Source organism: Flavobacteriaceae bacterium GSB9, assembly GCA_022749295.1.
In the GTDB taxonomy this organism is placed as follows: domain Bacteria; phylum Bacteroidota; class Bacteroidia; order Flavobacteriales; family Flavobacteriaceae; genus Flavisericum.
The window spans coordinates 1255527-1271246 of record CP062007.1 but is presented as its reverse complement, the minus strand read 5'-3'; the positions used below and the strand labels follow the sequence as shown (position 1 = coordinate 1271246).

Below are 15720 nucleotides of genomic sequence, written 5' to 3'. Positions count from 1 at the left end.
TATGAAGATAATTAAGTGCTTATTGTTTTTATCTGTAATGGTAGGCTGCTCTTCACCAAAGAAGGAGCGCATGTTTACTGAAGACGATATTCAAATCATTCCAGAACCATTAGAGGTTAAGTTGGGTAAAGGAATTTTCGAATTTTCAGGCCAAACCACTTTTGTCGTGAGCAATGAAGAAGAAAATTTTTTGGGTAACCTGCTAATTTCAAAACTTAAAACGGCAGCAGGTTTTCAGTCCGTTATTTCCAAAGAGCGGCCTAAAACTAATTTTATAGCCTTTAAAACGATTGATAGCCTGCCAAAAGAAGCATACGTATTAGAGGTTTCGGAAAATAAGATTTACATATCGGCCAACAGCCAATCAGGATTTTTATATGGATTAGAAACAGTACGTCAATTGTTGCCCGTTGAAATTGAAAGCCAAACAAAAATCGATAATGTAGATTGGGTAGTTCCAGTGGTTACCATAATCGATAAGCCACGCTTTAAGCATCGCGGATTAATGCTTGACATATCGCGACATTTTTTTGACAAAGCGTATATTTTAAAAACGATAGACCGTTTGGCTATGCACAAAATGAATGTGCTGCACTTACACTTACAAGACGATCAAGGTTGGCGTATCGAAATAAAAAAGTATCCCAAATTAACCGAGGTTGGTGCGTGGCGTGTAAACCAAGAGGATTCAGAGTGGAATGCCCGAAGAACTAATAGTCCAGACGAAAAGGGAACTTATGGTGGTTATTTAACACAGGAAGAATTAAAAGACATTGTAGCCTATGCCAAGTCTAAAAGCATTGAGGTCATTCCAGAAATTGAAATGCCGGCCCATGTAAGCTCTGCTATTGCAGCTTATCCAGAACTGTCCTGTTTTGGCAGGCCCATAGCCGTTCCGTCGGGAGGAGTGTGGCCCATAACAGATATATATTGCCCCGGAAAAGAAAATACATTTCATTTTTTGGAAGATGTACTAACTGAAGTCATGGCTATTTTTCCATCAAAATATATTCATATCGGAGGTGATGAAGCCACTAAAACCAATTGGAAGATTTGCCCACACTGTAAAAAAAGAATTAAGGAAGAAGGTTTAAGTAGTGTTGATGAACTACAGAGCTATATGATTAAAAGAATAGAAAAGTTCGTCAATTCTAAAGGAAGAAAGATAATTGGATGGGACGAAATTTTAGAGGGAGGTTTAGCTCCTGATGCTACCGTAATGAGTTGGAGAGGTACTGAAGGTGGAAAGGAAGCAGCACAACAGGGGCACGATGTAATCATGACACCAGAGAGCTATTGTTATATTAATTTTTATCAAGGGCCGCAAGACAGCGAACCTGCGGCGTTCAATGCTAATTTGCCATTAAATAAGGTATATCAATTTGACCCTATAGTTGAAGGGATGAGTAAAGAGGAAGCTGATCATGTTTTGGGAGGGCAGGCAAATTTATGGTCAGAGTATATTACGACTAACCAAGACTCAGAGTATATGATTTTTCCAAGGCTGGCAGCTATGGCAGAAGTTTTATGGAGTAAAAAAGCCTCACGCAATTGGGAAGATTTTTCAAATCGATTAGAAGCACAGTTTAAGCGTTACGACTATTTGGGGATAAACTATGCCAAAAGTGCTTATCTGGTAACAGCGACGACCACAGCAGATATTAAGAGCAATACTGTTAAATTAACTTTGCAAAATGAATTCCCCAACCCAGATATTCGCTATGTTTTTGGAGATGAACAACTAAGTGAACATTCTAAACGCTATAAAGACACCTTAACCATAAAGACATCTACGGTGATAAAAGCATCTTTATTTAAAGAAGGTATGCCCGTAGGTGAAACTTTTGTAGACACTATTTTATTTCATAAAGCTTCTGCGAGTAACATAAGCTTTAAGTATCCGTACCATCAGAAATATCAAGCTGATGGCAAGCAGGGGCTGGTAAATTCAATTAGAGGTTCTAAAGATTTCCATGATGGACAATGGCAGGCTTGGATTGGTAATAACATGGAAGTAATTATTGATTTGGGCTCATTGAAAACCGTAAGTCAAGTTACTGTAGGCACTTTGGAAAACCAAGGTGCAGGCATTTATTTTCCATCTTCTATACAGGTTTTTGTATCTAAAGACGGTGTAAGCTTTACTGAAGTTGGCCGTGTTGAACAGGAGCAGTCAAAAAGTACAGGAGCAGCGTTAAAAGATTTTAACATTTCATTTAAAACAATAGAAACAAGATTTTTAAAGGTGATAGCCATACCTTTAAAAAAAGGACTTAAAGGAGCGGACACCTTTTTGTTTGTCGATGAAATTTTGGTGAATTAGGTAAGAATAAAATGTATTAAAAAAAAAAAGATATCTCTATGAAAAAAAGATTAGCAATTGTTGCCATACTGCTTTCGGTTAAAATGTTTTCTCAAGCGATTTACGAAGACGAAAGGTATATACCTGAAACAGACCCTTTGGTATTAGAAAAGTTAGATAAATGGCAAGACTTAAAGTTCGGGCTTTTAATGCATTGGGGTACTTATAGCCAATGGGGTATTGTAGAATCGTGGTCGCTGTGCCCTGAAGATTATGGCTGGTGTGAACGAACAAAGGGCAGTAATCCAGAAAATTACAATCAATATGTGAAAGATTATGAAGCCCTAAAGAAGACCTTTAACCCAACAAAATTTAATCCAGAGAAGTGGGCCAAGGCTGCTAAATATGCAGGTATGAAGTACATGGTTTTTACCACCAAGCACCACGATGGTTTTAATATGTTTGATACAAAATACAGCGATTACAAAGTAACCGATGAAGATTGTGCGTTCAGCTCAAACCCAAAATCGAACATAACAAAGGAAGTTTTTGATGCTTTTAGAAAAGAGGACCTTTGGATTGGGGCTTATTTTTCTAAACCAGATTGGCATCACGAAAATTATTGGGACCCTTATTTTCCGCCATTGGACAGGAATGTAAATTACGATCCGCTAGCATATCCAGAAAAGTGGCAGAAGTATGTCGATTTCACCCATAATCAGATATTGGAGCTACTTACAGACTATGGAAATGTAGATATATTATGGCTTGACGGGGGTTGGGTTCAAAAATTAGAGCCAGAGACTGTGCAGAAAAATTATGTCGCTAAATTCAAAGAAAATGAATCGGGTAACGGATTTATAAAGCACCGCGTTGTAGATCAGGATGTGAAAATGGATGCGTTGGTTGAAAAAGCAAGAAAAAAACAACCAGGTTTAATTGTAGTCGATAGGGCTGTGCACAGTAAGAACCAAAATTATTTAACACCAGAAAATCGCGTTCCTGAGAAAACATTGCCCTACCCATGGGAGTCGTGTATTACTTCAGGTGGAGGCTGGTCTTATACTCCAGATGCTAAATATTTAACGGGCAGGGAAGGTATCCATATGTTGGTTGATGTTGTGGCCAAAGGAGGAAACTTGCTGTTAAATGTGGCTCCCAGTGCAGAAGGAGAGTGGCAGGCAGGGGCGTATAAATTACTTAACGAGTACGGTGCTTGGTTGGATGTAAATGGAGAGGCTATTTATAATACGAAGCCTATTGCTCCCTACAAAGAAAACAACATTTGTATGACGCAAAATAAGGAAGGCAATGTGTTTCTTGTGTATTTGGCAAAAGATGGAGAAACCAAAATACCTTCCGAAATTATTGTAAAATCAGTCCAACCTAAAAAGGGGGCTAAAATCACAATGCTTGGAGCTAAAACAAAATTAAAATGGGAAAAGCTTGATGAAGGCTTTAAGGTCTCTATTCCAGAAAATTTAATAAATGATTTGCCTTGTAAAGAGGCATGGGCTTTAAAGATAAACAAAGTAATTAAGTAAAATTAAAATAGTGTTCATGCTTTTAAAAGATAAAATTGAGGTACTTAAAGACATATTAACAACAATGGTTATTGTGTTTTTATGCTTTAATGTACAAGCGCAAGCTCCCGTTGATTTTGTAAACCCGTTTATTGGAACATCTAATTACGGGGCTACATTTCCAGGACCGATAGCACCTAGAGGCATGGCAAGTATTAGTCCGTTCAATGTTGCTGGTTCTCAAAACTTGCCACTTGAAAAAGACAGCCGGTGGCTGTCTACACCTTATGTTTATGAGAATACATTTCTAACAGGGTTCTCACAGGTAAATTTAAGTGGTGTAGGTTGTCCGGACTTAGGCGTTATTTTGCTTATGCCAACAACGGGTCAGTTAGAAACCAATCATCTTAAATACGGTTCTACATATTCGAATGAAATTGCAAAAGCAGGCTATTACAGTTCTGTATTGGATAGATATAAAATAAAGACTGAGTTTACGGCATCAACACGTGTTGGTGTCAACAAGTTTACGTTTCCTGAGGGAAAGTCGAATGTGTTGCTTAATTTAGGTTTAGGGCTTACCAATGAGCAGGGAGCTATGGTAAAAATCGTGTCTTCAACCGAAATTGAAGGGATGCGCAGTGTAGGTTCGTTTTGTTATAACAGTCCGGAGGATGCCTATCCGGTTTATTTTGTTGCTAAGTTCTCTAAGCCTGCCGATAAGTTTGGTGTATGGAAAACTCCGGCAACGTATAAGGGTGTCGAAGCCCAATGGATGACATACAACGGTAAAACCCGGCTAATGAAAAACTCAAAAAAAATGGTGGTAGGCGATAGTATTGGTGCCTATTTCAGTTACAATTTTGAGAAAACAGAAACGGTAGAGGTTAAAGTCGGTATATCGTACGTAAGCATTGATAATGCTCGGGAAAATTTAGAAAAAGAGACAGCAAATAAATCTTTTGACGATGTTTATGAAGGGACATATAATGCTTGGGATGCACAGTTGTCCAAGGTTTTAGTTGAAGGTGGGTCCAAGGAAGATAAAACTATTTTTTATACGGCTTTATACCATACATTGATTCATCCAAATATCTTGAACGATTTTAACGGGCAATATCCTAAAATTAAAACCAATAAAATAGGGCAAACAAACGATACGAGATACACGGTGTTTTCACTTTGGGATACCTATAGAAACCTACATCAACTCATGTCTTTGGTATATCCAAAACAGCAATCTAACATGGTAAAAAGTATGTTGGATATGTACGATGAGAACGGATGGTTGCCTAAATGGGAATTGAATTCCACCGAAACATTCACTATGGTTGGCGATCCTGCAAGTATTGTGATTACAGATACCTACTTAAAAAATATACAAGATTTTGATGTCGGTAAAGCCTATGAGGCAATGTTGAAAAGCGCCGATAAATTAGAAGATAACCCGCTACGAAACGGCCTTCAAGATTATATTGAAAAAGGGTATGTTACTACCAATGAAAAAGGGCCTGTTTCAACGACGCAGGAATATAATGTGGCCGACTATGCCATTTCACTTTTAGCTAAAGAGTTGGGTTATAAAAAAGATTACAAAAGGTTTAAAAAACGATCGGTTACTTATAGAAATTTATTCGATAAAGAACTCAGACTACTTCGCCCAAGAAACAGTGATGGAAGTTTTTATGAGCCTTTTAATCCTAATTCCGGAGCTAATTTTGAAGAAAATGTAGGGTTTATAGAGGGTAATGCTTGGCAATATACCTTTATGGTTTCCCATGATGTTAAAGGCTTGATAAAATTAATGGGGGGACAAAAAAGCTTTAGTGATCAATTGCGCAAAGTGTTTGATAGCAACCAGTTCGATATGGCAAACGAACCCGATATCGCTTATCCTTATTTATTTAACTATTTAAAAGGCGAAGAAGAAACGGCGCAAAAGTTGGTTAAAAAATTGGTTCGAAAACATTTTACCAACAAACCAGATGGCTTGCCGGGCAATGACGATACTGGAACCATGTCTGCTTGGCTTGTATATTCCATGATGGGAATTTATCCAATAAATCCAGGGGCGCCTGTTTACACCATAACCGCTCCAATGTTCGATAAGATTACTATAAAACTCGATTTAGAATATTATAAAAATGAAAATCTCGTGATAAAACGTCAGTTAAATCAAGATGGCAATATTAAGGAAATCAAATTAAATGGGAACTCTCATGATAGTTTCTTTATATCGCATGATGAGCTGGTCAACGGAAACACCTTAGAGATTATTCAAGAGTAAAAACTTAATATTTATAAATGAAAAAGATAACCATAGCAATTGTATTTGTTTTGAGTGTATGCCAATTGGGATTTGCTCAAAAGTATTCGTATCAAGATGTAAACTTGCCTGTAGAAGACCGCTTGAAGGATTTGTTAAGCCGAATGAGCTTGGAAGAAAAAGTCCGTCAAATGGATATGTACAAAGGTGAACATTTTAAGGATGGTGAAGACTTCTCTAAAGCCAAAACCAAAGCCAAAATTGGAGATTTGGGTGTGGGGGCTATCCATGATATTTATCCCCGTTCAGCAAAAATGATTAATGACCTTCAAAAGAATGTTATAAAAAACAACCGTTGGGGTATTCCCGCACTTATCATGTGCGAAATGCTACATGGATATTTAGACGAAGGGAGTACGGCGTTTCCCATGAATATTGGTTTAGGCGCTACCTGGGACAAAGCGCTTATGGAAAAAGTGGGGCGTGTTATAGGCAGCGAAGCGAGAGCCCATGGCATGCATTTTGGCTTGGGGCCTGTTTTGGGCATTGGCCGCGAACCACGTTGGGGCCGGGTCGCAGAAACCTTTGGGGAAGATACCTATTTGGCAGGCGAACTGGGTTTGGCTATGGTAAAAGGTATGCAGGGCGATACCTTGGCTTCAGACCAATCTATAATTGCAGAACCGAAACATTTTGCAGTACATAGCTATCCACAGGCAGGAGGAAATTCTTCACCTGTAATTGTAGGCGAACGAACTGCCCGTGAAGATTTTTTGCCCACTTTCGAGAAAGCTTATAAACAAGGCGGTGCGCTTGGAGCGATGTGCGCCTATTCTGAGTTAGATGGTATTCCCTGTGCTGCAAACCACTGGTTGTTAACCAATGTTTTAAGAGATGAATGGAATTTTAAAGGGATTGTTGTTTCTGATCTGGGAGCAATAAAATACATACAAACTACGCACTACGTAGCCGATTCGCCCAAAGAAAGCATTCGACAGGCTGTTTCTGCTGGTGTTGATATGCAGTTTTACGATTTTTCAAATGAGTTTTGGCAAAAAACGATTATTGATCTTGTAAATGAAGGTGAATTGACGATGGAAAATATTGACCGTGCTGCAGGAGGTGTTTTAAGATTGAAGTTCTTGTTGGGGCTATTTGAAAATCCATATACTGAAAAAGGCTTGATTAAAGCGCGTTTTCATTCAAAAGAAAACCAGGAAGTTGCGCTAGAATCAGGACGTAAATCTATCAGTTTACTAAAAAATCAAAATAAACTCTTGCCTTTAAGTAAAGATTTAAGCACCATTGCGGTTATTGGTCCTAATGCCAATGCATCTCGGCTAGGAGGGTATTCCGTTAAAAATAAAGTGGCTACTACTGTTCTTGAAGGCATTAAACAAGTGGCTGGAAGTAATATCGATATTCTTTATGATGAAGGTGTGCCGTTGATTGTAAAAGGACAAATTATCCCTTCTAAATATTTATTTACGCCAGATGGAAATCAAAACGGATTAAAAGGAGAATATTTTAATAACAGAAATGTTGAAGGTGAGCCTGCTTTAACTCGAATAGACCAACAATTACAGTTTGATTGGCCATGGAATCCCGGGGAAGGTGTTAACGATGATGATTTTTCAATCCGATGGACAGGATATATCCAATCAGACACATCCTTTGATGGCTGGCTAGGCTTAAGTTCGGATGATGGTGTGAGAATGTGGATTGACGATCAGTTAGTTATTGATAACTGGACAAAAGGTGCTACAAGTATAGTTACTACACCTAAAAATATTGAAGCCGGTAAAAAGTATAAAGTCCGCATAGAGATGTGGGAAGGTGGCTGGGGTGCCCGTGCACATTTCCGTTGGAATCTTGAAAAAATTAACCTGCAACCAGCAATTGATATAGCTAAAAAGGCCGATGTTGCAGTGGTTGTTCTGGGGGAGTCACGAGAACTGGTTGAAGAAAACAGAGATGTGGCAACTTTAAATTTACATGGCATGCAGCAAGAATTAATCGAGGCCATTAAAAATACGGGCACTCCCGTGGTTTGTGTGCTTTTAAATGGTCGTCCACTTTCAGTAAACTGGATAAATGATAACGTACCTGCTATTTTAGAGGCATGGTTTCCCGGAGAAGCCGGAGGTAGGGCTGTGGCCGATGTTCTGTTTGGCGATTATAACCCGGGAGGAAGATTGCCTATCACATTTCCAAAATCTGTTGGGCAATTGCCTATTTACTACAATCAAAAACCTTCGGCGATCCACAGGTATGTTAGTGAAAGCGAGAACCCTTTGTATACGTTTGGTTATGGTTTAAGCTATACCACTTTCGAGTATTCAAACCTAAAATTAAGTTCAGATATAATACATATAGATGGTAAAATTATCATATCTGTAGACGTTAAAAACACAGGAGATTATGATGGCGATGAAGTAGTTCAGCTATATATAAATGATATATACAGCAGTGTAACCACACCACATAAGACTCTAAAAGGGTTCGAAAGAATTTTTATAAAACAAGGAGAAACCAAACAAGTAAAATTTGAATTATCACCCGCAGAACTAGCGATATGGAATCGAGATATGCAGCGTGTCGTTGAACCTGGCGATTTTCAGGTTATGGTGGGTGGTAATTCGGTAGACTTGGTAAAAGCAACATTTAAGGTGGTCAATTAAGTATCTAGGAGTCAATATCAAAACATCAAAACATCACGTTTCATTTTTATTTGAAAATAAGCAACTATATATGTTGCTTATTTTTTTGGATTAATTTTATAACAAATATAAAAACCTGAAGATTTAACAAAAAAAGGAGAGGTACATTAATAATTCATTATTAATCATCGTATTAAGAGTAAAAATAAACCAACGCCTTTTCAAAATTGTTATTGGTCGAAATTATGGTATAGTTAACCTTTTAGATTTATAGATTTAACATATTATTAACCCACTGTTAATTCAGTAAAAAACTTAAATTATTAACTCAAAAACTAAATTTATGATTCAAAAAGTACTAAAACTTGTGCTGCTTGTATTTTGCGTAACTAGCTTCCAGAATGCCAAGGCGCAAACAACGGTATCAGGAACAATAACAGACGCAAGTAATGGCATGCCATTACCAGGAGCGAGTATTGTTGTTAAAGGAACATCTAATGGCGTTTCTTCTAATTTTGATGGATATTACAGTATTGAAATATCAAATGATTCGGCAACATTGGTAGTTTCTTATGTTGGGTATTTAACGAAGGAAGTGGCATTTACTGGAGCAACTACCTTAGATGTTGCTTTGTCTGTAGATACAGAACAATTAGGGGAGGTCGTGATAACGGCTTTGGGTATTGAAAGGAATAAAAAGTCATTAACATATTCTACCCAGACAGTATCTACTGAGTCCCTTTCTGAGGCCAGGTCTTTAAACGTAGCTAACTCACTTTCGGGGAAAGTCGCCGGTCTAAATTTCTCGACTACCAGTAGTGGTGTTGGAAGTTCTTCTAGAATTACGCTTAGGGGTAACCGATCATTAACAGGAAATAACCAACCATTGTATGTAATAGACGGTGTGCCGATAGATAATTCGGTTTCTTCGCCTTCTACGGATATTGGTGGGTTTACAAGTTTTGATGGTATTTCTAATATTAATCCAGAAGATATTGCATCTATATCGGTATTAAAAGGGCCTTCTGCAGCGGCTTTATATGGGTCTCGAGCGAGTAATGGGGTTATCGTAATAACCACAAAGAAAGGATCGGCTACCGATAAGGCACGTATTACAGTATCTTCTAATTTTATGGCTTCAAGTGCCTATAATTTATTGAACTTGCAAAACGAATACGGACAAGGTAATGAGGGAACTTATGATGCGTTATCCAAAAGTAGTTGGGGGCCTAGAATGGAAGGGCAATCTGTTGCGGCTTGGCAGCTTGAACATAATCCTGATTATTCTGGACCAGCAACTTATGCGTTTAACCCACAGCCTGATAATGGAATAGACTTTTTTCAATCCGGTTATAACTGGTCTAGAAGCCTATCGGCCTCTATGGGTAGTGAAAAAACACAAGGGTATTTCTCATATACAAATACAGAAGCTGAGGGGATTGTTATAGGAAATGAACTGGATCGCCATAACGTTAATTTACGTTTAACAAGCGATTTAACAGATAGATTACATTTAGATGTTAAAACAAATTTTATTTCGCAAAAAATCGAAAATGCTATAGGAGCTGGAGAAGGGCAAATAGGTGAGGCCGTATATACTATGCCAAGAAGTTTGCCTTACAGACAATATAAAGATTTTGAATATACTGATGCTGCTGGCGAATTAAGATATAATTACATAAATGCCAATACACTAAGCACTTTGGGTAATAATCCTTTTTGGTTGGCAAAAAGAAACTTGAGAACAGACGAACGAAACAGGATAATTACTTTTGCTTCTTTAACGTATGACTTTACAGATGAGTTAAGTTTAATGGTTAGGGCAGGTTTAGATAAGGCCACAAATAAACAAAACATTTCTCGTTACGCAGCTATAGCAATTCTTAATCAAGATTTTGGAAGTTATTCTGAATTTATTGGAGAAAACACGGAATTAAATACTGATTTTTTATTATCTTATAATAAAGACTTAGGGGATTTTAAAATAAATGTAAACGCAGGAGGAAATGCCATGGAGCGAAAAAGTACAACTTTAAGTAGTGGCGGAAGGTTAACTAAGAGAAATTATTTCTCTCTAAATAACTTGGCCAATACAACAGTTACTCCTGGTTATTCTAATAAAAAGATTCATTCTTTGTATGGATCTGCACAAGTGGCCTTTAAGGAATATTTGTTTTTGGATGTTACGGCACGTAACGATTGGTCTTCAACCCTTCCTGAATCAGATAGGTCTTTCTTTTATCCTTCAGTCGGCTTATCAGGAATACTTACCGATATGTTTGATATTAAATCTGATGCGCTATCCTTCTTAAAAGTAAGAGGGTCTTATGCACAGGTCGGAAACGATACTAGGCCTTATCTTTTGGCTCCGGGTCTTGACTTTTATGGTTTTAACGGAGGTGTTGTACAAGCTTCCACTTTACTTAATAACCCAAATCTTAAGCCCGAAATTTCAAGTTCAACAGAGTTTGGTTTCGATGCTCGCTTTTTGAATGGTAAAATTGGATTGGATTTTACGTGGTTTAAAACCAACACGAAAGACCAAATATTTACAATTAACGTACCTGAATCTTCAGGATATTCTAAACAGGTCGTAAACGGGGGAGAAATTGAAAATAAAGGTGTAGAAGCTGTTTTAAATGCCAACTTAGTTGAATCTGAGAATTTTTCTTGGGATGCCACTGTTAATTTTGCAACGTATAAAACAAAAGTACTAAGTATTTTAAGTGATCGAGAGGAACTTAATCTCTCTACAGGGTTTGAAAGACTGGCTCAAACTATTGTGAAAAAAGGAGGAGATTATGGTGATTTATACATAAAAGGCTTTAACCGTACGGAAGATGGCGAAATTATTGTTAATGCCGATAGCGGCTTGCCAGAGTTCACTTCTGGTTTTGACGTATTGGCAGGTAATTTTAATCCAGATTGGACAGCCGGTTTATTTAACCAATTTAGATATAAAGATTTCACCCTTAGTTTTCTTGTTGATTTTCGTATAGGAGGCGAAGTCGTATCGTATTCACAAGCAAGAATGGCCGGAGCTGGAGTGAGTGATATTACTTTAAATGGTAGAGATGGTTTTGTAGTTGATGGTGTAGTTGATAATGGAGATGGCACATATTCTGCCAACACAACCTCAATAACTGCTGAAAATTATTGGTCTCAGGTAGCTAGCAGGGATCCAAAATCAGCCGAAGATTTTGTTTTTGATGCCACAAATGTTAGATTAAGAGAACTGGTTTTGGGATATTCTTTACCAAGTAAATTCTTAACAAAAACACCGTTCTCTGGAGTTAACTTATCGCTTGTAGGTAGAAATTTATTCTTCTTTGTAAATAAAGCCGAACACTTCGACCCGGAACAAGGTGTTAGTGTTGGGAACCTTCAGGGTATAGAATCATATAATATTCCTTCTACTAGAGACTTTGGGTTTAATGTGAAATTAAATTTTTAAAAAAAATAAAATATGAAAAATTATATAATCAAATTTTTTACGATGGTTTTCCTGTTTCAAATAACAGGATGTACTTCAGATTTTGATGAAGTGAATACCGACCCCAATTCGCTGACTGCAGATCAGTTGGATGCGACATTAGCTGGACCAGCGTTTGCAAACGCACTATATAAAGGAATAGGGAATGCTTCATGGAGCCTCCCAGGGGATGATTATGGAACTTATGGGTTGGCCACAGCCTTGCACTCCATGGTGTACGCACATTATATGACGCCAGGTTGGGCGGCAGAAACCGATGCCAACGGTATTAATGATGGGTGGAGAAGTAGAGGGTGGCTAAGGTTTTATACATTAGCGGTGCCTTCTTTATTAAATACCTATAAGGCCGCAGAAGGAAATGCTGAAGCCACTGCCGTTCTTGATATCTGGAAAGTGTATATGTTTCATAGGTTTACGGACCATTGGGGGCCTGTGCCTTATTCAGAAGCAGGTATTGGAGGCTCATCAGTACCTTATGACTCCCAAGAATCTATGTATACCGATTTTTTTAACCTTTTAGAATCAGCCAATACAACGTTAAGTGCATCTTCGGAATCTACGGTTGCTGTATTTGGAGATTATGATGAGATATATAGTGGGGATATTGAAAAGTGGAGAAAATTTGGAAATTCGTTAAGATTGCGTTTAGCCTTAAGAATTTCGGATGTGGACGCATCAAAAGCCCAAGCCCAAGCCGAAGCCGCTGTCTCTGCAGGTGTTATGGAGTCTAATGACGATAGTGCCTATTTTCATGTAACTCCAGACACATACAACAATTTTGTTGATATTATGAAATTTTGGGGTTTTTATATGACAGCAGATATGGAGAGTATTCTTAAAGGTTATAATGACCCTAGGATGCCTATTTGGTTTGGCCCTGTTTCAGATGAAGAATCACCATATTTTGGAGATTATGTAGGTTTGCCTAACGGAGGTGGCCCTTTATTGGATAGAGATGGTAGTAATTTAAGCTTGACTAACCAAGAAACCACGTTTGCAGATAACAGTACAAAAGATATTGAAGTTATGATGGCTTCTGAATCTAATTTTAACCGTTCAGAAGGAGCTTTAAAAGGATGGAACATGTCTGGAACAGCTCAAACACTTTATGAAGATGGTATTCGTTTATCACTTGAGCAATGGGGTGTTGAAAATTCAGATATTGATTCTTATTTAACTGGAACAACAACAGGAGCCGTGCCTACGTTTGGAAGTTTGTACAATGATTCTACACCTCCAGTTGATGTGCCTGTAGCATGGGCTGCTACAGAAGGCGAACAACTGAAACAGATTGCAGTACAAAAGTATTTGAGCCTTTTCCCGGAATCATGGGAGGCCTGGTCGGATTTGCGTAGAACGGATGCTGATATATTATATCCTTTAATTACTACTTTAGATCCTTCCATAGGGTACGGGGTAATGAAACGTGTAACCTATTTGCCTAACGAATATAGTACCAATGGAGATGCTGTTACTGAAGCAACTACGCTTTTAGGAGGCGCTGATGAAGGCGATACAAATGTTTGGTGGGATGTTGATTAATGTTATGGATATATTTCAAAATGATTATATAGAGTATATTACATTAGTTTGATTTTTAATTAGGGGAATTCATTTAGAATTCCCTTTTTTATTTTTTTAACACCTTAGTCTTTATTGGGTGGTTGTCTGTCGAAATAATTGAAACATTTATTGGGTATGGTGTAATTTGGTTATAGCAAGATTGTTGTTCTAAACACCTAGTTTAATGGGTTTAAAAGATTTTAAAAATGAATGAAGCCGCTATCTTGGAAGGTGAAATAATATATTCAAAGCCTTATTATAAACTTCAAATTGAAGCAGTTGAAGTTTTTGATGTGTATTCTAAATTTATTAATTGGGTGTCAGGGGAGTTTGATTTATACCTTCAGGATACTTCAAGAGGGATTAAAATATATTACCCCAACGGATGGTTCAGTATAAAAAAAAGTGATTGTGTTCATGAAAATATTGACATGAAGATAACCGTAGTTAGCAAATCAAAAACCGGTTGCCAAAAAAAACACTCACAATTAGTTTCAATTTACAACCAGATCAATAGTCTTTTATGCAAGTCCGACTTAAAAAGTAAACAGTATTAACTATTTAGATGAATTAACACCTATGACGAATTTCAATCAACCATCGCATAAAACAAAAAAAGATACTTTAGTTCCGATATTGATTATAGCAGCGCTATTTTTTATTTTCGGGTTTGTTACCTGGATTAATGGAGCCTTAATACCTTTTATGAAAACAATAAGCGAATTAACATCGGCCCAGTCACTTTTGGTCGCTTCGGCTTCCTACATTTCATTTGTTGTTATGGCATTGCCAGCCTCTTACATATTAACAATAGTAGGGTATAGAAAAGGTATGTCTCTGGGGTTATTCATTATGGGATTGGGAGCTCTGGTTTTCATACCTGCAGCAGAGGCAAGAACGTATTGGATATTTTTAACAGGTATTTTTATTCAAGGAGCAGGAATGACTTTATTGCAAACCGCATCAAATCCATATATAACTATTTTAGGGCCAATAGAAAGTGCGGCTAAACGTATTTCTATCATGGGTATTGCCAATAAGGTAGCAGGGGCTTTGGGGTCGCTTATTTTTGGTGCATTACTGCTGTCTGGCATTGATGAGGTAAATGAAAAGTTAAGTACTGTTACAAATAAAGAAAAGACAGAATTGTTAGATACTATGGCAGAAGGGGTGGTTGTTCCATACATCGTTATGGCCTTGGTTTTATTTATTTTAGGATTATTGATAAGAAAAGCACCTTTGCCCCATGTTGAAGCAGAACCTGTTAAGGCACCAAAGGATGGTGAAACCACAAAAACCAGTATATTTCAATTTCCGCATTTGTGGTTGGGGATGTTGGCTCTGTTTATGTATGTAGGTGTTGAGGTTATTGCTGGAGATACCATTATTGCTTACGGTATTTCATTAGGTATTTCTGCTGTTTATGCCAAGTTTTTTACAACATTTACCTTAATGGCAATGGTCGCTACTTATGCTTTAGGAGTTATTTTGATTCCTAAATATATAAGTCAAACTTTAGCATTAAAGGTTAGTGCCATTTTAGGAATTGTTTTTTCATTTTGTATCGTATTCACCAGTGGGTTTACATCAGTTTTATTTGTGGCTGCTCTAGGAATATCGAATGCTTTAGTTTGGCCGGCAATTTGGCCGCTTACTTTAAAGGGTTTGGGGGAATTTACAAAAACGGGGTCTGCCTTATTGATTATGGCAATATCAGGAGGCGCTATAATCCCGCCCTTGTATGGTAAATTAGTTGATTTGAAGAAAGCTAGTTATCTGGCAAATGGTATGGAAGAAACTTTAGCGACAGCAACTTCAGCAGCAAATGGTTACTGGATTTTATTACCATGTTATTTATTTATTCTTTACTATGCTGTTCATGGTCATACACTAGGGCAAAATAGGTAACTTTA

At 37.6% G+C, this 15720-nt stretch carries 8 protein-coding genes; all 8 read left to right on the top strand.

Annotation, left to right across the window (positions count from 1 at the left end; all coding sequences use genetic code 11):
• Position 1 precedes the first annotated feature (1 nt).
• Entirely contained in the window at positions 2 to 2323 is a 2322-nt protein-coding gene (locus GSB9_01062) for a glycoside hydrolase family 20 protein (protein UKM64513.1), read from the top strand.
• Positions 2324 to 2361: 38 nt separating this feature from the next.
• Positions 2362 to 3846 carry an alpha-L-fucosidase gene (locus GSB9_01061; GenBank protein UKM64512.1) on the top strand — a complete coding sequence of 495 codons (1485 nt, stop codon included), beginning with the start codon at positions 2362 to 2364 and terminating at the stop codon, positions 3844 to 3846.
• A gap of 64 nt (positions 3847 to 3910) precedes the next feature.
• The gene (locus GSB9_01060; GenBank protein ID UKM64511.2) at positions 3911 to 6112 is read left to right on the top strand and encodes a GH92 family glycosyl hydrolase; all 2202 of its coding nucleotides are present in this window, start codon (positions 3911 to 3913) and stop codon (positions 6110 to 6112) included.
• Positions 6113 to 6129: 17 nt separating this feature from the next.
• Entirely contained in the window at positions 6130 to 8772 is a 2643-nt protein-coding gene (locus GSB9_01059; GenBank protein UKM64510.1) for a glycoside hydrolase family 3 C-terminal domain-containing protein, read from the top strand.
• Positions 8773 to 9094: 322 nt separating this feature from the next.
• Positions 9095 to 12205, top strand: coding sequence for a SusC/RagA family TonB-linked outer membrane protein (locus GSB9_01058; protein ID UKM64509.1), 3111 nt, complete (start codon positions 9095 to 9097; stop codon positions 12203 to 12205).
• A 12-nt stretch (positions 12206 to 12217) separates the two neighbouring features.
• Positions 12218 to 13786, top strand: coding sequence for a SusD/RagB family nutrient-binding outer membrane lipoprotein (locus GSB9_01057; GenBank protein UKM64508.1), 1569 nt, complete (start codon positions 12218 to 12220; stop codon positions 13784 to 13786).
• Between the two features lie 227 nt (positions 13787 to 14013).
• Positions 14014 to 14364: a hypothetical protein gene (locus tag GSB9_01056; GenBank protein UKM64507.1), complete on the top strand. Its 351-nt coding sequence runs from the start codon at positions 14014 to 14016 to the stop codon at positions 14362 to 14364.
• Positions 14365 to 14386: 22 nt separating this feature from the next.
• Positions 14387 to 15715: a sugar MFS transporter gene (locus GSB9_01055; GenBank protein ID UKM64506.1), complete on the top strand. Its 1329-nt coding sequence runs from the start codon at positions 14387 to 14389 to the stop codon at positions 15713 to 15715.
• The last annotated feature ends 5 nt before the right edge of the window (positions 15716 to 15720 follow it).